General features: G+C 75.4%; 14 protein-coding genes. 6 read left to right on the top strand and 8 right to left on the bottom strand.

Features of this window, described 5'->3' with window-relative positions:
- Positions 1-36 precede the first annotated feature (36 nt).
- Positions 37-1,677, bottom strand: a complete 1,641-nt coding sequence (locus IE180_RS29640; protein ID WP_190160023.1) for a serine protease — start codon at positions 1,675-1,677, stop codon at positions 37-39.
- 129 nt (positions 1,678-1,806) lie between these two features.
- Between IE180_RS29640 and IE180_RS37420 the strand changes: the two genes are divergently transcribed.
- Both IE180_RS37420 and IE180_RS29630 read left to right on the top strand, forming a co-directional pair.
- Positions 1,807-2,703, top strand: coding sequence for an RNA polymerase sigma factor (locus IE180_RS37420; RefSeq protein ID WP_190160022.1), 897 nt, complete (start codon positions 1,807-1,809; stop codon positions 2,701-2,703).
- The gene (locus IE180_RS29630) at positions 2,700-3,788 is read left to right on the top strand and encodes a CU044_5270 family protein (RefSeq protein ID WP_190160021.1); all 1,089 of its coding nucleotides are present in this window, start codon (positions 2,700-2,702) and stop codon (positions 3,786-3,788) included. The genes IE180_RS37420 and IE180_RS29630 overlap by 4 nt, the downstream gene beginning before the upstream one ends.
- Positions 3,789-3,845: 57 nt before the next feature.
- Here IE180_RS29630 and IE180_RS29625 read toward each other — a convergent pair whose 3' ends face one another.
- Positions 3,846-5,819, bottom strand: coding sequence for an acetoacetate--CoA ligase (locus IE180_RS29625; RefSeq protein ID WP_190160020.1), 1,974 nt, complete (start codon positions 5,817-5,819; stop codon positions 3,846-3,848).
- 215 nt (positions 5,820-6,034) lie between these two features.
- Between IE180_RS29625 and IE180_RS29620 the strand changes: the two genes are divergently transcribed.
- On the top strand, positions 6,035-8,506 hold the full coding sequence (locus IE180_RS29620; RefSeq protein ID WP_190160019.1) for a glycoside hydrolase family 31 protein: 2,472 nt from the start codon (positions 6,035-6,037) through the stop codon (positions 8,504-8,506).
- Positions 8,507-8,577: 71 nt separating this feature from the next.
- Here IE180_RS29620 and IE180_RS29615 read toward each other — a convergent pair whose 3' ends face one another.
- Positions 8,578-9,138, bottom strand: a complete 561-nt coding sequence (locus IE180_RS29615) for an NUDIX domain-containing protein (protein WP_190160018.1) — start codon at positions 9,136-9,138, stop codon at positions 8,578-8,580.
- Between IE180_RS29615 and IE180_RS29610 the strand changes: the two genes are divergently transcribed.
- Positions 9,137-10,000 (top strand): M15 family metallopeptidase, encoded by an 864-nt coding sequence (locus tag IE180_RS29610; RefSeq protein ID WP_190160017.1) that lies wholly within the window; start codon positions 9,137-9,139, stop codon positions 9,998-10,000. The two genes, IE180_RS29615 and IE180_RS29610, sit on opposite strands and share 2 nt — an antisense overlap.
- A gap of 25 nt (positions 10,001-10,025) precedes the next feature.
- Positions 10,026-11,213 (top strand): lipid-transfer protein, encoded by a 1,188-nt coding sequence (locus IE180_RS29605; RefSeq protein ID WP_190160016.1) that lies wholly within the window; start codon positions 10,026-10,028, stop codon positions 11,211-11,213.
- Positions 11,214-11,392: 179 nt separating this feature from the next.
- Here the strand turns inward: IE180_RS29605 and IE180_RS29600 are convergent, their stop codons facing one another.
- The 4 genes from IE180_RS29600 to IE180_RS29585 are packed head-to-tail and all read right to left on the bottom strand — an operon-like array spanning position 11,393 to position 15,737.
- Complete coding sequence (locus IE180_RS29600; RefSeq protein WP_190160015.1) at positions 11,393-11,998, bottom strand: GTP-binding protein; 606 nt, start codon at positions 11,996-11,998, stop codon at positions 11,393-11,395.
- On the bottom strand, positions 11,979-12,404 hold the full coding sequence (locus tag IE180_RS29595; protein ID WP_190160014.1) for a DUF742 domain-containing protein: 426 nt from the start codon (positions 12,402-12,404) through the stop codon (positions 11,979-11,981). Before IE180_RS29595 ends, IE180_RS29600 begins: the two co-directional genes overlap by 20 nt.
- Positions 12,405-12,414: 10 nt before the next feature.
- The gene (locus IE180_RS29590) at positions 12,415-12,864 is read right to left on the bottom strand and encodes a roadblock/LC7 domain-containing protein (protein WP_190160013.1); all 450 of its coding nucleotides are present in this window, start codon (positions 12,862-12,864) and stop codon (positions 12,415-12,417) included.
- A complete protein-coding gene (locus IE180_RS29585) occupies positions 12,861-15,737 on the bottom strand; it encodes a sensor histidine kinase (protein WP_190160036.1) in 2,877 nt (958 codons plus the stop codon). The genes IE180_RS29590 and IE180_RS29585 overlap by 4 nt, the downstream gene beginning before the upstream one ends.
- A 453-nt stretch (positions 15,738-16,190) precedes the next feature.
- Between IE180_RS29585 and IE180_RS29580 the strand changes: the two genes are divergently transcribed.
- Positions 16,191-16,559: a hypothetical protein gene (locus IE180_RS29580; RefSeq protein WP_229861016.1), complete on the top strand. Its 369-nt coding sequence runs from the start codon at positions 16,191-16,193 to the stop codon at positions 16,557-16,559.
- A 90-nt stretch (positions 16,560-16,649) separates the two neighbouring features.
- On the opposite strand, the gene IE180_RS29575 is transcribed toward IE180_RS29580, so the two are convergent.
- A complete protein-coding gene (locus IE180_RS29575) occupies positions 16,650-21,347 on the bottom strand; it encodes a coiled-coil domain-containing protein (protein ID WP_190160012.1) in 4,698 nt (1,565 codons plus the stop codon).
- Positions 21,348-21,397 lie beyond the last annotated feature (50 nt).

Below are 21,397 nucleotides of genomic sequence, written 5' to 3'. Positions count from 1 at the left end.
CGTCGGCCCTCCCCGGAGCGTCCGGTCGGGGCCGGTTCAGCGGGTGCGGAAGGCGTGGCGCTGGGTCTGGGTGAGGGTGTTGCCCCGGGCGTCGGTGAGTTCGGCGCGGAGCGAGACGGACCCGCCCGGGCCCGGGGTGCGGAATTCCACCCGGCCGTCGAGGGCGGGGACCCGCGTCCAGGTACGGCCGCTGTCCGTGGACACCGACACCGTCAGGGACCGGACGCCGGCCCGGGCGGCCTCGCCCTGGACGGTGACCGGCACGCGGAGCGGGGCGCCCGCCGGGGCGGTGCCGTCGAGGGCGAGGTCCGGGGCGAAGCGGACGGTGCTGAGGGGAAGGGCCGCGGGGCGGCCGGCGGCGGCCGAGGCGAAGGTCCACGAGGCGGTGACGCGCTCGCTCGACGCCGTGCCGTCGCCCCGGGTCGCCGAGGCGGTCAGCCGGTACGAGGCCGCTCCGGGGGTGGTCGTGAAGTCGGCGCGGCCGGGCTCGCCCCGACGGGTGCCGATCAGGACGCCGTCGCGGTGGAGCGTGGTGGTCGCGGTGCGGAAGCGCGGGGCGCTCGGCGCGTGACCGTCCCCGTCGGCGAGCAGCGGGAGGTCGAGCGCGATCCTGTCGCCGTCGCGGACGCCGGCCGGCCGGGCACCGGGCCCCGTGTCGAGGGCGGGGCCGAAGACGGCGTTGTCGAAGGTGTGGGTGGTGGTCGCGCCCGCGTGGACCGCGATTCCGTCGGCCTCGTAGCGGTTGGGCGGCGTCCCGGGGGCGGCCGGGCCGGTGAAGGTGACGTCCCAGAGACCGCGCTCCGGGGTGACGAGGACGGTCGCGGTGCCGGGGAGCCGGAGGGGCTGGGCGAGACCGATGGTGGGGCCCGCGTCGGGCTGGACGGAGACGAACCCGGTGCCGCCCGCGCCCTCGGGGGCGGCACCCCGGATCTTCAGGGTGGCCAGCCCGTCGGCCGCCGGGTGCCGGACGAGGCCGGTCAGGGCGCGGTCCGAGGTGAAGGTGTAGCCCAGTCCGTAGTCGTTGCGGGCTCCGGACCAGTAGGTGTCGAACCACTCCTTGACCGAGCCCGGTTCCGAGGCCGGGCCGAGGTGGGCCACGCGCAGGCCCTCATGGGCCGTCATGACGTTCGCCGAGCGGGTGGTCCCCTCGTGGGTGACCTCGACGAACCCGATGCCGTTCAGGCGGCGCGCGCCCGGCTCCGGCGGGCGCACGTCCACCGGGGCGGTCGTCCGGGCGTCGACGGTGACGGTCGTGTCGCCGTTCAGGTCCAGGCGGGGCTGGACCACCCAGTCGGTGCCGGTCGCCGGATCGGTGCCGTACAGCGTGGAGTCGAGCAGGTAGCGCCCCCCGGGGAGGCGGAGGGTGACCGTGCCGGACTCGTCGTAGGGCGTGGCCGCCTCCTGCGCGCCGGGGCCCGAGATGCCGGTGACGTGGGTGCTGTACCCGCCGGTGGCGTGGCCCGCCCGGTCGAGGTGCCGGATGGTCAGCGTGTACGTCTCGGGGGCGCCGGGCGCCGCCGCGGCGGTCGGGGGCAGCGCGGAGAGGGTCGTGCCCGCGAGGACTCCGGCGAGGGCCAGGGCGCGCAGGACGGTGCGGCGGCCGGCGGCACGGGGTTCGGGGGTGCGGGGCCCGGCGGTGCTGTCGGGCGTACGTCCGTGTGTCGAGGAATCGTTCATGCCCAGCACTGCTCGGGGCGGGCGGGGCGTTCCCGTGACCTGGGCCACATCGGCGGGGTGCGGGGCGCTGTGGCCCAGGTCACGGGAACCCTGCCGAACCAGCGCCCAGTGCCAGATGTGGAATCACCTATGAGAGATCGTTTCCGCGCCGGGGACCCCACGGCGCTCGGCGAGGCGTACGACGAGCACGCACGCGTGCTGTACCACTACGCCCACCGGGTGTGCGGGGACCGGGCGGCCGCGGAGGACGTCGTGTCCGCCGCGTTCCTGGAGGCCTGGCGCTGCCGCGGCAAGGTGCACGCCGACGGCGGCAGCCTGCGGCCGTGGCTGCTCGGCATCGCGACCAACATCATGCGCGGCGCGGCCCGCGAGGCGCGCAGACGGGACGCCGCGCTCGCCAGGATCCCCGAGCGCGGCGTCCTGCCGGACTTCGCCGACGACGTCCTCGGCCGGATGACGGACACGGAGCAGATCCGTGCCGCCCGCCTCGCGCTCGGGAAGCTCAAGCGGCGTGAGCGCGAGGTCTTCACGCTCGTGGTGTGGGCGGGCCTGGACTACGCCGCGGCCGGGGAGGCCCTGGGAATCCCGGTCGGCACCGTCCGCTCCCGGCTGTCCCGGGCCCGCGAACGGCTCCGGAAGCTCGCCGAGACCGAACTGCGCGCGGCGCGGCGCCGGGAGCGGTCCGCCGCGGCGGCGGTCCGCTCGACCGGCCGGCGCACTCCTGGCGGCGCCCCGGCCGGGGGTGGCTCGCCTTCCGCCGCCGAAGGGACGCCCGGACCCGTCATCGAGGGAGCGCGCGGACCCGTGGCCGGGAGAACACGCGGATCCGTCGCGGTGCCCGGCGCCCCAGGAGTGTCCGGAGCCCCCGGGGTGCCGGCGCCGGGGGCCGTGCCCGGAGTCCCGGCGGCGCCGACGGTCTCGCCGGAAACCGTGTCCCCGCCCCTCGCCGCACCCGGCTCCCTCTCCGTCCGCTCGACCGTCCGCCCGGCCCTCGCGCCCCGACCCACCTCGGAGAACCAGGCATGAACGCCTTCGCCCCCCGCCCGCCGCGCGCCGACGCGGACGAGCTCCTGCGCGCGGAGCTCGCCGAGCTGCTGCCCCCGCCTCCGGTACCCGATCTGACGGCGGAGCGGGACCAGCACCTCAGGCACGCCGTCCTGCGGGCCGCCCTGGCCGGCGGGGACGGCACGGCCGCCCGCCCGGCGCGTGCGCGCCGCCCCCGCCGGGGGCTCCGGCTCGGCTGGATCGCCGCGCCGATGGCCGCCTGCGCGGTCGTCGCCGGCGTCGCCGTGCTCGCGCCCCAGGACGGCCCCGCCGGGACGCCCGGCCGTGTCCCCGTCGGGCAGCCCGCCTCGCCCGAGGCCGTGCGGGTCCTGTCCGGTGCCGCGCTCGCCGCGGCCGCCGCCCCCGCGCCGGACGCCCGGCCCGGTGGGTACGTCTACGTCAAGAGCCTCGTCGCCCACGCGGGGCGCGACGCGGCCGGCGGTCCCGCCACGCTGCCGCCCGCGCATCAGCGCGAGGTGTGGCTCTCCGTCGACGGCGGCCGGCCCGGTCTGCTGCGCGAGCCCGGCGCCGCCGACACGGAACTGGGCGCCGAGGCGCCCGTGTACGAGCTGGAGCATCGCGGGGCCACGCCCCGGAAGACCACCATGGAGACGGCGCCGCCCTCCGTCACGAATCCGACGCACGCGTACGTGGCGGCCCTTCCCACGGATCCGGCGGTGCTGCTGCGTCTGGTCCGGGACCAGACGCGCGCGGGCGGGGGCGACGCCGATCAGCGGGCGTTCACCGCGATCGGGACCCTGCTCGCCGAGACCTGGGCGCCGCCGGGGGTCACCGCCGCGCTGTACGAGGCGGCGGCGCGGATCCCCGGGGTGACCGTGCTGCCGTCCGCGAAGGACGCGGCCGGTCGCGAGGGCGTCGCCGTGGCCCGTGCCTCCCGCGGCGAGCAGACCCAGTGGGTCTTCGACCGGACGACGTCGGCCTTCCTCGGCGAGCGCACGGTGCTCGTCGAGGACACCTCGGCCGGGCGGGCGGGGACGGTCCTCGGGGTCTCGGCCGTACTCGCCAAGGCGGCCGCCCCCGCGCGCGGCGAGGTGCCGAAGGGCTGATCGGAGAAGGACCGGGGCCCGCCGATCCGGTCGGATCGGCGGGCCCCGGTCGTGTGCTCAGCCCCGGCGGTCGGCGGCGAGGGTCTCGTAGAAGTGGAGGAGACCGAGGTCGTCGACCGAGCCGGCGTTGACGGCCTTGGCCAGGGGGGTGCCCTGGAGGAGGCGCTTGACCGGGACCTCGATGCGCTTGCCCGTGAGGGTGTGCGGGACGCCCGGGACCTCGATGATCTCGTCGGGGACGTGGCGCGGGGAGAGTTCGCTGCGGATCGTCCGCTTGATGCGGTCGATCAGCTCCTCGTCCAGGGTGGCGCCGTCCACGAGGTGCACGAAGAGCGGCATCCAGTACCCGCCGTCCGGTTCCTCCAGGCCGATGACCAGGGACTCGCGGATCTCGGGGAGGCGCTCGACGGCCTCGTAGATATCGGCGCTTCCCATCCGGACGCCCTGGCGGTTCAGGGTGGAGTCCGAGCGTCCGTGGATGACGACCGAGCCGCGGTCCGTGATCGTGATCCAGTCGCCGTGGCGCCAGACGCCCGGGAACATCTCGAAGTAGCTGTCGCGGTAGCGGCTGCCGTCGGGGTCGTTCCAGAAGTGGATCGGCATGGACGGCATGGGGTTGGTGACGACGAGCTCGCCGACCTCGCCGATCAGGGGCTTCCCGGAGGGGTCCCAGGACTGCAGGTCGGTGCCGAGGCCCGCGGCCTGGAGCTCGCCGATGTGGACGGGCAGCGTGGGGACGGCGCCCGCGAAGCAGGAGCAGACGTCCGTGCCGCCGCTGACGGAGGCGATCCACAGGTTCTCGCGGACCTCGTCGTGGAGCCAGCGGAAGCCGTCGGGGGGCAGCGGGGAGCCGGTGGTGGCGACGCACTTCACGGCGGAGAGGTCGAAGTCCCGGCCGGGGTGGACGTCCGCCTTGGCGCAGGCCATCACGTACGCGGCGGAGGTGCCGTAGAGGGTGGCGCGGGTCCGCTCGGCGACCCGCCACTGGGCGGCGGTGTCGGGGTAGCCGGGGCTGCCGTCGTAGAGGACGACGGTCGTGCCGGTGAGGAGGCCGGAGACGAGGAAGTTCCACATCATCCAGCCGGTGGAGGTGTACCAGAAGAACACGTCCTGGGGGCCGAGGTCGCAGTGCAGGCCCAGCTGCTTGACGTGCTCGACGAGGATGCCGCCCTGGGACTGGACGATCGCCTTCGGCAGACCGGTCGTGCCGGAGGAGTAGAGGACCCACAGCGGGTGCGCGAACGGCACCTGCTCGTAGACCGGCTCGACGTCGGCGGCGACCAGGTCGGACCAGGCGAGGGCGCCTTCGGGGGCCGGGGTGCCGAGGAGCGGGATGTGGACGACGGCGCGGAGGGTGGGAAGCTCGGCGCGCAGCTCGGCGACGGTGTCGCGGCGGTCGTGCTCCTTGCCGCCGTAGCGGTAGCCGTCGACGGTGAAGAGGACGACCGGCTCGACCTGCTGGAAGCGGTCGAGGACGCTGCGGGCGCCGAAGTCGGGGGCGCAGGAGGTCCACACGGCGCCGACGGCGGCGGTGGCGAGGAGGGCGACCACGGCCTGCGGGACGTTGGGCAGGTAGCCGCTGACGCGGTCGCCGGGGTTCACGCCGAGGGCGCGGAGCTCGGCGGCGAGGGAGCCGACCTGGCGGCGGAGCTCGCCCCAGGTGATCGGCGTGGGCTCATGTGTCTCGTCCACATGGAGCAGGGCCGTGTCATGGGGGCGCTCGTCGGCGGCGCGCAGGGCGTGCTCGGCGTAGTTGAGGGTGGCTCCGGGGAACCAGTCGGCGCCGGGCATGGAACGGTCGCCGAGGACCCGCTCGTACGGGGTGGAGAAGCGGAGGTCGAACCACTCGACGACGGCCTGCCAGAAGGCTTCGAGGTCCTCGACCGACCAGCGGTGGAGCGCCGGGTACCCGCCCTCGGCCGGGGCGCCGTGGTGCTCGGCGGCCCAGGCCTGGAAGCGGGTGACGGCGGCCGTGGCGATGCGTTCCTCGTCCGGCTGCCAGAGCGGCTCGGTCGGCGCTGCGGATGTCATTTGGGGCGGCTCCCTGGCTGTACGCGGGTCTGCGTGTGTCTCGCGCACGTGCGGGGGTGTGCGCGTGACGCGGCTGACAGGACGATGCCACGTGATCGTCGATCGCACCAGGTCTGCCCGCCCATGGTCGGGCAGTTGAACATGTGCTCCCACCACGGGTGAACGGCAGCTGAACGGAACCGGTTCGCGCTCCTGCGAATGGCAGGGTGAGCTGCATGGACGGTCGTGAACTGGTGCGTTCGATGAAGGTGTTCGGTTCGGTGCAGGGCTTGCGTGCGGTGTGGTCGGCGTGGCGGCAGCGCCGTACGGACGTGTGGGGGCTGCCGCCCAGGGGGGCGGAGCGGGCCAGGGTGCCGGGGCTCGCGGTGGGGGCGGAGCCGGCTCCGGGCGGAGGAACCGTCCGGTTCGCCCGGTCCTCGCTCCGGATTCGCGTGTCGTCGGGCGGCACGGTGTTCTGGGGGTGGGACGGGGCCGGGCCGCTCCCCTCGTACGCGCTGGCGGGCGGGGCGCCCGACGCGGACCCCCGCGCCTCCCTCGAACCGGACACCGACGGCGGGTGGCGGATCGTGTCGGAGCGGGTGACGGTGACGGTCTCCCGGCACGGTGCGGTGGAGCTCCGGACCCCGGGCGGGGTGCTGCTCCGCCGGGACCTGCCGCCGCGCTGGTGGGAGCCGGTGGCGGGCGACGGCGCAAGGCCGGGGACGGGCGGTCGTGCGGGGTCGGTGGCGGGCGACGGCGCAGGGCCCGCGGGGGGCGGGAGTGCCGGACCGGCGGCGGGCGGCGGGCGGTGGGTGCAGCGCAGCGAGGTGCCGGCCGACGCCCGGTTCTTCGGGCTCGGCGGGCGGGCGGCGGGGCCGCGCCTGCGGGACGGCTCGTACCGGCTGTGGAACACCGACCCCCAGAGGGGTTTCGATCCCGGGGACGATCCGCTCTACCTGACCATGCCCGTCCAGTTCGTGGTCTCGGACGCCGGGACGCACCTGGCGTTCCACGACAACTCCTGGGACGGCAGGGTCACCCTGGCCGAGGGCGAGGAGGGGGCCGGTTCCGGGCACGACCGGCCGGGGACCAGCGAGGTGCGGATGACGGGCGGGCCACTGCGCTGCTGGGTGATCGTCGGCACCCCCGCGCGCGTCCTGTACGGCTGGGCGGCGCTGACCGGTGCGCCCGCGCTGCCGCCGTCCTGGGCGCTCGGACCGCAGCACGCGCGCTGGGGCTTCGGCAGCGCGCGGGAGGTGCGGCGGGTGGTGGCCGGATACCGGGAGCGGGGGCTGCCGCTGTCCGCCCTGCACCTGGACATCGACCACTACGACGGGCACCGGGTGTTCACGGTCGACCGGGAGCGGTTCCCCGATCTTCCGGGGCTCGCGGAGGAGCTGCGGGAGCAGGGCGTGCGTCTGGTGTCGATCGTGGACCCGGCGGTGAAGGCCGAACCCGGCGACCCGGTGTACGACGGCGGGGTGGCGGTGGACGCCTTCGTGAAGGACGCGCGCGGGCAGGAGGTGCGCGGGGTGGTGTGGCCCGGCGAGTGCGCCTATCCGGACTTCACGGACCCCGCGGTGCGGGAGTGGTGGGGCGGCCTGTACGAGGAGCGTCTCCGGCAGGGCTTCGCGGGGGTCTGGCACGACATGAACGAGCCGGTGTCCTTCGTCCCCTTCGGGGACCCGACGCTGCCCCGTTCGACGCGGCACGCGCTGGAGGGCCGCGGCGGCGACCACCGGGAGGCGCACAACGTGTACGGGCTCTCGATGGCCCGGGCCGGGTACGAGGGACTGTGCCGGCTGCGCCCCGACGAGCGGCCCTTCCTCTTCTCGCGTTCCGGCTGGGCGGGCATGCAGCGGTACGGGGGCACCTGGTCCGGCGACGTGGCGACGGGGTGGCCGGGGCTGCGGGCCTCGCTCGCCCTCGTTCTGGGGCTGGGGCTGTGCGGGGTGCCCTACTCGGGGCCGGACGTGGGCGGTTTCGACGGCAGCCCCTCGCCGGAGCTGTTCCTGCGCTGGTACCAGCTGGGCGCGTGGCTGCCCCTCTTCCGTACGCACGCGGCGATCGACGCGGGGCGGCGGGAGCCGTGGGAGTTCGGCCCCGAGGTCCTGGAGCACGCGCGCGTGGCGCTGGCCGAACGGGAGCGGCTGCGGCCGTACTTCACGACGCTGGCCCGGCTGGCCCGGATGACGGGCGCGCCGTACGTCCGCCCGGTGTGGTGGGGGACGCCCGAGGACCGGGCGCTGCGCGACTGCGAGGACGCGTTCCTGCTCGGCGACGCGCTGCTGGTGGCGCCGGTGCTGACGCGGGGTGCGGACCGGCGGGCGGTGCGGCTGCCGCGCGGGCGCTGGTACGACACGGCGACGGGGCGGGCGTACGAGGGTCCGGGGCAGGTGCTGCTCGACGCGCCGCTCTCCCGGGTGCCGGTCCTGGCCCGGGCGGGGGCCGTGCTGCCCGTGCGGGGCGAGGGGGACGAACTCGTCCTGGAGGCGTGGGCGCCCGCCGCGGGGCGGACCGGTGGCGGGCTCGTCGTGCGGGACACCGGGGACGGCTGGGAACCGGCCTCGATCGAGCGGTACCAGTCGCGGCTCGTGGACGGCCGGGTGGTGGTGGAGCGCGTCACGGACCACGGGGCGGAGGAGCCGGGGCTGCCGGTGGTGGTGCGGGGCTGTGAGGGGGTGGACCCGGTGGGCGGGACCCGATAGACGGGACCCGGTGGGCGGATCCCGTATCCGGTGAACGGATGCCGGAGAGGGGATCCGGCATCCGGCACCGGTCACCCGTAAGCGCCGTCGAACCACTTCCGTACCGCCTCCGTGTGGAGCGGAAAGGCCAACTCCTGGGGTGCCCTGAGCACGTGGTGGCCGCTCGTCTCGTCCGTCGGGGCCGACGGCGGGAGCTCTGCGGCCGGGCGCGGCGGGAGGAGGCCGAAGAGGAGGAGGTGGCCGGCCGGGGAGCTCAGCGCGTCGGCGAGGCGGACCTCCTCGGCGGAGGCGGGGATGCCGGTCTCCTCGCGCAGTTCGCGGGCGACGGCGGCGCGCCAGTCCTCGCCGTGGTCGATGAAGCCGCCGGGCAGGGCGACCCCGCCCCGCGCAGGTTCGATGGTGCGGGTGACGACGACGAGGCCCGTCCCCTTCTCGTCGGTGACGGGAAGGAGGGCGACGGCGACGGGCAGCGGGTTGCGGTAGGCGGTGTGGCCGCAGGCCGGGCAGGTGCGGGGCCAGCCGGCGTCGGGGAGGTGGGCGGCGCCGCAGGCGGAGCAGTGGGTGTCCTTCACGGCCCGACCGTACGCGATCGTCCTTTCCCGGCGCTGCCGGAACTGATAGACGGTGCGCATGACAGGACTCGCAACCGCCCTCCGTACCCTCGCCGTCACGGCCGCGTCCGGACTGCTCGCCCTCTCCGGGACCGTCACCGGAGCGGCCGCCGGAACCGCCACCGGAGCCGTCGCCCCACCCGCTCCCCCGGCCTCGGCCTCGGCCGCGCCGGAGCCCAAGGCGCCGCGGGAGTTCGTGGCCCTGGGCTCCGTGGACCGGACGATCCTCCAGGAGATGCGCTACACGACCGCGCACAACTTCGTCGGCGAGCCGGTGGACGGCTACCGGCAGCCGCTGTGCATCCTGACCCGTCCGGCGGCCGAGGCGCTGCACCGCGCGCAGCTCCGGCTGCTCGCCCGGGGGTACGCGCTGAAGGTGTACGACTGCTACCGGCCGCAGCGGACCGTGGACCATTTCGTGCGCTGGGCGAAGGACCTGGAGGACGAGCGGATGAAGAAGGAGTTCTATCCGCTCGTCGACAAGTCGAGGCTGTTCGCCGACGGTTACATCGCGGAGAAGTCCGGGCACAGCCGGGGATCGACGGTGGACGTCACGATCGTGCGGCTGCCGGTGGTGCCCACGCGCGCGTACGTGCCGGGTGAGGAGCTGGTGGAGTGCTGGGCTCCGCGGGAGGAGCGGTTCCCGGACAACTCGGTGGACATGGGGACCGGGTACGACTGCTTCGACACGCGCTCGCACACCGACGACCCGCGGATCCGGGGTGAGCAGCGGGCCAACCGGCAGCTGCTCAAGGGCGTGCTCGCCGAGCAGGGGTTCGTGAACCTGCCCGAGGAGTGGTGGCACTTCACCTTCAGGCCCGAGCCCTTCCCGGCCACGTTCTTCGACTTCCCCGTGGCGCGGAGGTCGGTGGCCGGGCACTGAGCCCTTCTCGGCGGGGGGAGCGGTCGTGAACGACATCGCCGTGCTCGGGGCCGGAATGCACCCCTGGGGCAAAGGGGGCCGGAGCTTCGTCTCGTGCGGGACGGCCGCCGCCCGGGCCGCGCTCGCCGACGCCGGTCTGGAGTGGCCCGCCATCGACTCGGTCGTCGGCGCCGACACCATGCGGTGCGGATACCCGGGATACGTGGCGGGGGCGACCTTCGCGCAGGCCCTCGGCCGGCAGGGGGCGCGGGTCACCAGCGTGTACGCCGCCTGCGCCTCGGGCGCCCAGGCCGTCGGCACCGCGCGGGCCCAGATCCTGGCGGGGCTCGCGGACGTGGTCCTGGTCGTCGGGGCGGACTCGACGCCGAAGGGGTTCCTCGCCCCGGCCGGCGGCGAGCGGCCCGGCGACCCGGACTGGCTGCGGTTCCGGGTGCTCGGGGCGACCAACCCGGCGTACTTCGCGCTCCACGCGCGCCGCAGGATGGCGCTGTACGGCGACACGGCCGAGGACTTCGCCCGGGTGAAGGTGAAGAACGCGGCGGCCGGCGCGCTCAATCCGCTGGCCCGCTACCGCAGGCGGGTGACCGCGGAGGAGGTCGCGGCCTCCGCCGTCGTCGCCGATCCGCTGCGGCTCCTCGACATCTGCGCCACCTCGGACGGCGGCGCCGCGCTCGTCCTGTCCGGCATGGAGTTCGCACGCCGGCACGGACACCCCGAGCCGGTCCGGATCTGGGCGGTGTCCGCCGTCTCCCCCACGTACCCCAAGGCGGTGCTCGACCTCCCCGACATCGCGACCGACTCGGCGGCGGCCGTCTCCCCCGCCCCGCACGCCTTCCGTGCCTCGATCGCCCGCGCCGCCTACGAGGAGGCGGGGACCGGGCCCGAGGACCTGTCCCTCGCGGAGGTGTACGACCTGTCCACCGCCCTGGAACTGGAGTGGTACGAGGACATCGGGCTCTGCCCGCCGGGCGAGGGCGCCAAGCTGCTGCGGGAGGGCGCCACGGCCCTCGGAGGGCGCCTGCCGGTCAACACCAGCGGCGGCCTCGGCTCCTTCGGTGAGGCGGTGCCCGCCCAGGCGATCGCGCAGGTCTGCGAGCTGACCTGGCAGTTGCGCGGCACGGCGGGCGCCCGGCAGGTGCCGGGGGCGAGGGCCGGGATCACCGCGAACCAGGGCCTGTTCGGCCACGGTTCGGCGGTGGTCGCGGTGCGCTGAACCGGACCGGGACCGCGCCCTGCGGGTCCGACGGCGCACCGGGCCGAACCGGGACGGCGCACCGGGGGTCCGGCAGCGCACCGGGCCGAACCGGAACGGCGCACCGCGAGCCCGGCAGCGCACCGAACCGGCTCTGAACCGCCCCCGCGGGCCGGGCGGTGCGCCGAGTGCCCCTGCCGTCAGGTCGTGACGGCGGCGGGGCTGCGGTCCGCGAGGACCAGGGCGTGCTGGACGACCGCCACGAGGACGTTCTTCACGGACTCGCGGTCCCGGGCGTCGCACATCAGCAGCTCCACCTCGGGGTCCAGGTCGAGCGCGCCGCGCACGCTCTCCGCCGGGAACCGCTGGGCGCCCTCGAAGCAGTTGACGGCCACGGTGAACGGGATGCCGCGCCGCTCGAAGTAGTCGATGGCGGCGAAGCTGTCCTCCAGGCGGCGGGTGTCCGCGAGGACGACCGCGCCCAGGGCGCCCTGGGCCAGCTCGTCCCACAGGAACCAGAAGCGGTCCTGCCCCGGGGTGCCGAAGAGGTAGAGGACGAGGTCCTCGCGGAGGGTGATCCGCCCGAAGTCCATGGCGACCGTGGTGGTCGTCTTGGACTCGACGCCGTGCAGGTCGTCGACGGGCCGCCCCACCTCGCTGAGGATCTCCTCGGTCCGCAGGGGCCTGATCTCGCTGACCGCGCCCACCAGCGTCGTCTTGCCGACCCCGAACCCGCCCGCGACGAGGATCTTCAGGGTCACCGGCTCGACGAAGGGCTTCTTGCGGCTAGAGCGCCCGAAGGCCATTGATCACCTCGCGAAGGATGCTCACGTCCGGCAGCTCGGCCGGCGGAACGGGGCGGGTCACGTGGACGAGTTCGTCCTCGACGAGATCGCCGACGAGGACCCGTACCACCCCGACGGGGAGGTCGAGTCCTGCGGCGAGCTCGGCGATCGACTGGGGCTGCTCGGAGCAGCGTTCGACGATCTCCACGTGTTCCGGGGAGAGCGTCTGGTCCCGGCCGGGGTCGTCGGCGGCGGGCTCGGGAACGACCACCGCGATCAGGTCGAGCCGGTGGCGGGTGGCGGCGCTCGTCCGGCCGCGGGTCATCGCGTACGGACGGACCACCGGTCCGGCCTCGTCGTCGAACCAGTGGTGGGGGCCGGGGGTCAGGTCCCGGCCCCGCCGGCTGCGCTCGGCTTCGTCACTCATGCCGTCCCACTCACCCTCCCGAGGGCAGGCCGGTCCGGGGAGCCGTCGTGAGGTGGGCCCCGACCCGCTTCACCATCAGCGTCATCTCGTAGGCGACCTGGCCGACGTCCGAGTCGGCGTCCGCGAGCACCGCGAGGCAGCTGCCGTCGCCCGCGGCCGTGACGAAGAGGAAGGCGTCCTCCAGCTCGACGACCGTCTGGCGGACCTTGCCCGCCTCGAAGTGGCGGCCGACGCCCTTGGCGAGGCTGTGGAAGCCGGAGGCCACGGCGGCGAGGTGCTCGCCGTCCTCCCGGGTGAGGTCCTGGGAGGCGCCGGTGGGAAGTCCGTCGCTGGAGAGCACCAGGGCCTTGCGGATGGAGCCGACGCGCTGGACCAGCTCGTCGAGGAGCCAGTTCAGCTCGCCGTTTCCGCGTCCGGGTCCGGAGGTCGTGCTGGTTGCTGCGGCGTTCGGTGCGGTCATCGACCGTCCCCCTCGGGTGTCGTTCCTGGTGCTGTCGGGTCGTCCGGCTCTGTGGTGTCCCGCCTGCCGCGCTGCCAGCCGCGCTGCATGGCGGCCATGCGGGCGCGTACCTCCTCCGCGTCGCGCTCGAAGGAGCCGGACCCCTCGGACCGCGCTCCGGTGCCCGCACGACCGTCGGCGCGGGTTCCCGCGCCACGGTCGGCCGGGCCCTCGGCCTCGCGCAGCTGGGGCGCGAGACTGGCCTGGCGGACGCGGCGGGGCAGACCGCCGAACAGCTCCGGGTTCTCCGGCGGCACGGGACCCTCCGGTGGTACGGGGACGAGGACGGGACCGGCGGCAGGGCCCGGCGGAACGCCTCGCCCGTCGCCGTGCGGGTGTCCCGGCCGGGCTCCGCGCCGGTCGTCCTGCGGGAAGTCCGCCCGGTGCTCCTGCGGGTGCGCGCGGTCCGGCTGCGGCCGGCTGCGGTCGGCCTGGGCGTGGGCGCGGCCCGGCTGCGGGTGCGCGCGGTCGGGCTGGTCGTGGGTGCCGTCCGGCTCGTCGAGGCGGCGGCCGTGGTCCACGACGAGCGTCGGGGTGCGGCGGCGCGGCAGTCGCACGGGCTCCGGGATCGCGCCGTCGGCGGGCGCGTCCTGCTCTCCGCGGCCCGTCGTGCGGTCCGGGGCCTGCTCGTGCTGCTCGCCGGCCGGCGCGAGGCCGGTGCGGCGCCGGTCGCGGGGCCGGAAGAGGCCGCCGCGCTCGCTGTCGCTGTCGAGGAGGTCCGCGGACCGGTCGAGGAGGACGTCGAGGCCCTCGGTGCCGAGCGGTGCCTCCAGCTCGACGGGGCCGTCCAGCGGCCCGGGCGCCTCGGTCACGTCGGGGACCTTCGTGAGGGCCGCCCTGCGGGTGGGCAGGGTGCCGCCGTCGGCGGACGCGTCGTCGGTCCGCCCCGGGCGTTCCAGGGTCTTGCGGTCGAGCCGGAATCCGGCGCCCTGGGTCTCGGGCGCGTCGGTGAGCAGCGCGGCGGGGATGAAGACGACCGCGGTGGTCCCGCCGTACGGGGAGGTCTGGAGGGAGACCCGGACGTTCTGGCGCTGGGCGAGGCGGCTGACGACGAAGAGGCCGAGCCGGTCGGTGTCGGAGAGCTCGAACTCGGGGGTCTCGGCGAGCCGGAGGTTGGCGTCGAGCAGGGCGTCGGGGTTCATGCCGAGGCCGCGGTCGTGGATCTCCAGGGTGAAGCCGTTGGCGACCCGCTCGCCGAGGACCTGGACGGCGGTGTGCGGGGGCGAGTACACCGTGGCGTTCTCGAGGAGTTCGGCGATGAGGTGGGTGAGGTCCGCGACGGCGGGGCCGCCCACGCCGAGGCGGGGCAGGCGACGCACCTCGATCCGCTCGTAGTCCTCGACCTCGGCGACGGCGGCGCGGACCACGTCCATGAGCTGGACGGGCTTGCGCCACTGGCGGGAGGGGGCGGCACCGGACAGGATGACGAGGCCCTCGGCGTGCCGGCGCATGCGGGTGGTGAGGTGGTCGAGGCGGAAGAGGTCGGCCAGTTCGTCGGTGTCCTCCGTGCGCCGCTCCATGGTGTCGAGGAGGGTCAGCTGGCGGTGGAGCAGGACCTGGTTGCGGCGGGCGAGGTTGACGAACACCTCGGAGACGCCGCGGCGCAGTTCCGCCTGCTTGACGGCGGCCTCGACGGCGGCGCGCTGGAGGGTGTTGAGGGCCTGGCCGACCTGGCCGACCTCGTCCTCCCCGTACCGCAGGTGGGGCACTTCGGTCCCGACGTCGACCTGTTCGCCGGCGGCGAGGCGGCGCATGACGCTGGGCAGCCGGACGCCGGAGACCTCCTGGGCCTCCTTCCGCAGGCGGCGGAGGTCGCGGATGAGTTCGCGGCCGACGCGGACGGAGATGACGATCGAGGCGAGCAGGGCGAGGAAGCCGAGGACGCCGGCGACGCCGACCTTGAGGAGGACGCTGTACGCGGCGGGCTGGACGCGTTCCTGGTAGCGGTCGCCCGCGGCGGTGTTCTCGCGGGCGAGGTCGTCGAGGACGGGGCTCACCTGGTCCTGCCAGCGCTCGGCGGTGATGGCGCGGGGGTGGCCGGTGGGGCCCTCTTCGATGATCGCGTTCTCTGCGGTGCGCAGCGGCTGGGTGCCGGGACTGCGCCAGTACTTCTCGAAGCGCTCGCGCTCGGCGGCGGGCAGGAGTTCGAGGTTGACCTCGTAGAACGCCACGCGGTTGGCGACGAGGTCGGATATCGCGCGTATCTCCTCGGCGGTGACGCGGTCCGCGACGAGCGCGGAGAGGACGAGGGCGTCCTCGCGGGAGAGCAGCTCCCGCGCGCGCGTGATGCCGACGAGGGCGCGGCCCTGCTTGTCCATCTCCACGTTCTCGAGGGCGTGGAGGGTGATGAGGAAGCTGTAGCAGGGGTCGACGAGACGGTTGTAGAACTCGAGGGCCTGGATGCGGCCGATGCCGCGGGCCTCGACGGAGCGGCGCAGCGAGGCGAGGCCGTCGAGGGCGTCGAGGAGGGAGTTGAGCCGCTGGGTGGTGACGGGCCGCATCTCCTCGCGCACGCCGGGGTCGGCGGCGTTGGCGCGGATGCGGGCGATCTGCCGGTCGGTGGCGCGGCGGGTCTCGCGCAGGGAGGCGAGGGCGTTGGAGCCGCGCGGGTCGGCGAGGTAGATGAGCGATTGCCGGCGTTCGATCTGGATGACCCGGGCGGTGTCCTCCAGGGGGTAGCCGACCTTGTCGACGATGTAGCCGACGTCGAGGAGCTGGTCGGCCTCGCGGCCCGTCAGGACCGTGGCGAAACCCCACAGGCCGGTGAGGGAGACGAGCGGTACGAGCAGCAACGCCACGATCTTCCTGCGGATGGACTTCCCGCGAAAGCGCATGGCCTCCCCCAGCTCGGCCCCCGTCGCACCACGGGGGTCCTTCACGTTCGTGAGCACCGGCGTCAACACGCGGCGTCAACCTTGAATTTCAACAAACGGCGGCGTGAGCCTACTACTGCATCACGGCCGTTCCGAAGGTGCGTCCGAGCGATTTTCAGCCTGCCGAGTGAGTCTTGATCATGAGATGTCCTGGTATTGCTGGAGTTGGGATTGACCACTGTGGCGCAGGACACCTGATGCTGTGCCATTTCTCCGGCCCGCGGGGATGGCTGGAACTCTCCGTTCCGCCGGTGCGCGGGCCTCGTCCGTCCCCACCCGGGCGAAACCTTTTCCCTCTCTCGTGCGTCAATGGGTGCGGGGAGGGTTCTGTCCGCGTAAAGGCGCTTCCGTGTAAAAGCGCTCAAGGCGGGCAGCCGTCCCTGTGGTCGTTCAGTGGTGGGGAGTGACGGGACAATGGAACACGAGGCGCGGTCGGCGCGGCAGTTGTGGGTGGAGGAGGAGCGAGGCCGACGGCGGATGCCCGATCCGGTGCGCGACGCCGCCGTGCGGGCCGTGATGATCACGTCGGTGACACTCATTCAGGCCGTGGTGGCCTTCCTCTGCACGGTCGCGGGCGCGTGGCCGGCGTTTCCGGTGACCATCACCGCGGTGGCGTCGACGATCGTGGCCACCTGGAGCGTTCTCGACATCTGGATCACCCGTCAGGTGTGGCGCCAGCGCAACGGCGTGGTGTCGGAGCCGAGCAGCACGGCCCGTCCGCCGATCCGGGCGCGGCACGACGAGCACCGGACGGGGACGGCGCCGCTGTCCGAAGCGGCGTGAAGGACGCCGAAACGGCTCCAGCAAGGGTGAGCGGCCCGCCCCCTCGAATGGGGGCGGGCCGCTCACCCTTGCTGGAGCAGGGACCCGGGACTACGCCTCGTCCGCCGGAGTCGCGTCCACCGGAGCCGAGCCCGCCGGAGCCGCGTCGTCGGACCGGTGGCGGCGGAACATCCGCGTCGCCGTGATCTCGCCGTGGATCGTCTCCCCCTCCGCGGTCGGCTGCGGCAGCCCGGGACGCAGGTGCTCCTCCACGCTGATGTACTTCAGTCCGGCCCTCAGGTCCGCGTCGTTGCGCAGCCGGATCACCAGCGGGAACTCGGCGAGCGCCGTCGTGTCGAACAGGCCCGTCGTGTAGAGGAGCTGGACGCCCAGCGCGTCCGACACGGCCCGCTGGAGCTCCAGGAGGTACGTGGCGTTGGCGCGGCCGATCGGGTTGTCGAGGAACAGCGTGCCCGCGTGCCGGTGCTTGTCGCGGCCCCGGTCGTTGGAGCGGAGCGCCGCCATCGTGCAGTACAGGGCGATGGCCGCGGTGAGCAGCTGGCCGCCGGAGAAGACGTCGCCCATCTGCCCGACGGGGACGCGCTCGGCGCGCAGCACCGCGTCCGGCTTGAGGATCTCGACCGAGACGCCCTTGGGTTCGAGGGCCGCCTGGACGCCCCTGAGGAGCAGGGACATGCCGTCGCGCCGCAGGTCGGAGTTCTTCCGGACCGCGGCGCGGGTCGCCTCGTCGACGACCTCGCCGAGCCGCTCGGCGAGCGTGGCCTGGTCGGGCTCCTCGAAGCGGATGCGGAGGAACTCCTGGCCCGACCACTCGCCGAGGCCCTCGGGGAGCCGGGAGAGCCGCTGGGCGGAGCGGAGCGTCGCGAGCGAGGACTCCACGAGGCCCCGCAGCCGGTCCACGATCGAGTCCCGGTTGCGCTCCAGCTGCTCCAGCTCGTCGGTGAGGACCCGCAGCCGGGGTGCGAAGGCCTCGGCCCACTTGGCGGCGTGCTCGGGCAGCGCGGACGCCGGCAGTTCGCGGATCTGCTGCCGGGCGGGGGTGCGGACCTGCTCGTAGCGGGTGGAGTTGGCGTGCCGGACGAGGATGTCGCTCGCCTCCCGCACGGCGGCGTCGGCGGCGGACAGCTCGGCGGTGCAGGCGCGCAGGGAGCGGCGCGCCTCGGCGGCCGTCGTACGGGCCTCCTCCAGGCTGCCCGGGTACGGCTCGGCCTCCTCCCGCTCCTCGTCCGCGTGGTCGCGGAGCAGGTCGCGCAGCAGGGCGGCCGTCTCGTCGAAGCCGCCGGCCGCGTCCTCGGCGGCCCGGTGGTCGCGGAGCAGTCCGGCGTGGGCGGCCCTCGCCGCCTCCAGGGCGTCGGTGCGGGAGGCGAGTTCGGCGGTGGCGGTACGGAGCAGGGCCTGGGCCCGCTCGGCGTCGGCGGGCACCAGCTCCTCGGGCAGCTCGGTGTGCGCCTCGCCGTCCTCGGGGGCCAGGCGCTCGGCCTCGCCGCGGAGCCGGCCGAGCTTCTCGCTCGCCTCCGAGGCGCGGGTCTCCAGCATCTGGACCAGGGCCTCGGCGCGGGCGACGGCCGCCTGCCGGGACGGGCCGTCGGCGCCGTCGGTGGACTCCAGGAGCTGCTCGGCGCGGGTGCGGACCTTGTTGGTGAGGCGGTCGAGCTCGGCGAGGGCGGCGGACTCGTCGCTCTCGGCGCGGGCCTGCTCGGCACGCAGGTCGGCGCCGACGCCGACCTTCTCGTACAGCTGGGACGCGGCCCGGTAGGCCTCGCGGAGGGTGGGGAGCGCGGTGCGGGGCGCGGCCGGGTCCTCCTCGGGGAGGGTGTCGGGGGCTCCGGCGATCTCGGCGCGCTCGGCCCGCAGGGCGCGGGCGGTGCGGTGGGCGTCGTCGGCGGCGCGCTGGGCCGCGCGGCGGTCCTCGTCGGCGGCGCGGGCGCGCTCCAGGCAGGTCTGGGCGCGGGCCTCGGCCTCGGCGGCGTCGTCGGCGAGCTCGCGGAGCTTCGCCTGCCAGGCGGACCGCTCGCGCAGCCGGAACGCGAGACCCGCGAGCGCGTCGGCGACCCGGCGGGCCCGCTGGGCGGCCTCCTGGCGCTCGTCCCGGAGCCGGGCGGCCTCGGCGGCGGCCTCGTCGGCCTCCGTACGGGCCGTGCGGGCCTCGTCGAGCGCGGCGGCCGCTGCCTCGGCGGTCTCGCGGGCTGCCGTGGCGACGGACGCGAGCTCGGCGAGCATCCCGAAGGGGCAGTCGGCGCGCCAGGCGCCGATCCGGGAGGCGAGGGCGCGGTCGGCGGCGAGGCGGCCGGCGAGGGCGCGGATCTCCTCGTCACGGGCGGCGGCGCGGGCGCGCAGCGCGTGCCGCTCCTCGTCGGCGGCGTGCTCGTCGTGCATGGCCGGGTTCGGCGGCACCAGGAAGACGCCGGTGTCCTCGCCCGGCTCCCGTGACGGTACGGGGGCGAGCAGGGCGGCGGCGGTGCCGACGGCGACGGCGGAGCGGGGCAGCAGGGCGGCGGTGCCGAGGACCTCGCGGGCGCGTCCGTACGAGACGGGGTCGGTGATCACGACGCCGTCGACGAGCTCGGGACGGGCGGCGAGCACGCGCGCGTGGTCGGCCGGGTCGACGGCCTGGGCGAGGTAGCGCCAGCCGGGGAGGGCGGGGATGCCGTGCTCGCCGAGGTACTCGACGGTGGCGAGGACGTCGGGGCCGGGCGGCAGCAGGCCGCCGTCGCCGAGGGCGCCGAGGATGCGGGAGTCGTCGGCGGCGGCGGTGCGCAGCTCGAAGAGCCGGCTCTCGGCGGAGGCGACGGCCTGGTCGAGCAGGCCGCGCAGCTCGTCGGCGTACCGGTCGAACTCGGTGACGGTGAGCGGACCCTGGGGCCCGGTCCCGGCACCGGGGGCCTCCTCGGGGGCCTCGGCGCCGGTGCCGGCGGCGCGCTGGCCCGGGAGGGGGGAGCCGGAGGACGGCAGGCTCAGGAGTTCGGCGAGGCGCTCCTCGGAGGCGAGGGACTCGGCGGCGCGGCGCTCCGCGTCATAGGCGTTCCCGGCGGCCTCGGCGGCGTCCGCGGCGCGGGCGGCGGCGAGTTCGGCGCGGGCCTCGGCGCCGGCGGCCTCCCGCGCGCGCTCGGCCGCGGTGCGGGCGGCCTCGCGGGCCGTGTCCCAGGCGGCGACCGCCGTCTTCTCGGCGTCGCTCGCGGCGAGGGCGGCGCGGGCCGGGTCGGCGTCCGGAGCCGTGTCGTCGAGCCAGCCGGCCCGGACGGCCTCGGCGGTCTCCTGCTCGACCTCGGCGAGCCGCTGGCGCAGGTGGCCGGCCTCGCTGCGGGCCCGCTGGGCCTCGGTGGCGGCGGCGGTGGCGTCCCGGTGGGCGGTCTCGCCCGCGTCCTGGAGGGCGGTGGAGCGTTCCTCCTCCTCGGCCGCGTGGCGCTCGCCCTCCTCGGCGGCGGCGGCGAGGGCCCGTACGAGGTCGGCGGCGGCCTCGGCGCGGGCGGCCAGGGCGGGGGCGGCGTCGCGTTCGGCCTCGCGGATGGCGGCGGCCACGCGCGCGGAGCGGTCGCCGGCGGCCCGGTGGCGCAGCACCGCCTCGGCCGCCTGCCAGGCGGAGTGGAGGGTGCGGGCGTCGGTGAGTTCGCGGCGCTGGGCGGCGGCGCCCTTCTCGGCGGCGGTCAGCGCCAGGGAGGCGTGCCGGTAGGCGAGTTCGGCGGCGATGAGGGAGCTGCGGCCGCGGGCGGTCTCGGCCTCGGCGACGGCGTGCCCGGCCGAGGTGACCTGCTGGGCGAGTTCGGCGGCGCGGCCGCGTTCCCCGGCGGCGCGGGCGGAGAGCCGGCGGGCGAGCGTGCGGGTGCGGCGCTCGGCGGCGGTGTGGACCTCGCGCGCGTGGGCGCGGGTCCCGGCGGCCTCGACGATCCGGCCGAGGAGGTCGACGGAGCCGGCCGTGAAGTCGCGTTCGGCGGTCAGTTCGGCGCGGCGGCCGAGCTTGTTGCCGAAGCCGCCGACGAGGTCGGCGAGACCGTCGGTGTCGCGGGTGTCGGTGACGGCGCGCAGCAGCAGGTCGGTGAAGTCGGAGTCCTTCTTGACCGCGAAGAGGCCGGCGGCCTCGCCCTCGTCGGCGTTCATCTCGCGCTGGTAGCGGAAGAGTTCGGGGTCGAGGCCGAGGTCCCCGAGGTGCTCGTTCCAGCGGTCGTGGATCTCCTCCCAGACCACCTCCAGGTGCGGGTACGCCTTCCCGGCCTCGGTGAGCGCGTCGCGGAAGCCCTTCATGGTGCGGCGGCGGCCGGTGGCGCCGGAGGCGCCCTCGGCGGGCGGGCGGACGGAGGTCGCCTCGGCCACGGGGAGGTTGTCCAGGCTGAGTCCGGGGCCGGGACGGAAGGAGTACCAGGCCTCGGCGAACTTCCGCGGGTCGTTGGAGACCTGGCGGCCGCGCCACTCGCTGGCCTTGCCGACGACGACGAGTTCGCCCGTGAGGGTGTGCTGCCATTCCAGGGCCACGTGGCCGCAGTCGTCGGCCAGGAGGAACTTGCGCAGCACGCCGGAGCTGGCGCCGCCGAGGGTGTTGCGGTGGCCGGGGAGCATGACCGAGAAGATCAGTTTGAGGAGGACGGACTTGCCGCCGCCGTTCTCCAGGAAGAGCACGCCCGCGGGGGCCGGGCGGCGCGGCGGGCCGACCGGTTCCTCCTCGAAGAACTCCGCCTGGGTGGGGGCGGGGTGGGGCACGGGCGCGCCGACCCCGCGCAGGTCCAGGACGGTGTCGGCGTAGCGCGCACCGGCGGGACCGATGGAGTAGAGGCGGACCCGGGACAGCTCGTACATGCGGCGGACTCTCGTACTGGAAGGGGGCGGTGGCGCGGGCGGTTACGCGG

It is taken from the genome of Streptomyces litmocidini, from assembly GCF_014649755.1.
GTDB lineage: Bacteria > Actinomycetota > Actinomycetes > Streptomycetales > Streptomycetaceae > Streptomyces > Streptomyces litmocidini.
The sequence above is the reverse complement of the archived record's forward strand: the minus strand, read 5'-3'. Positions and strand labels throughout refer to the sequence as shown.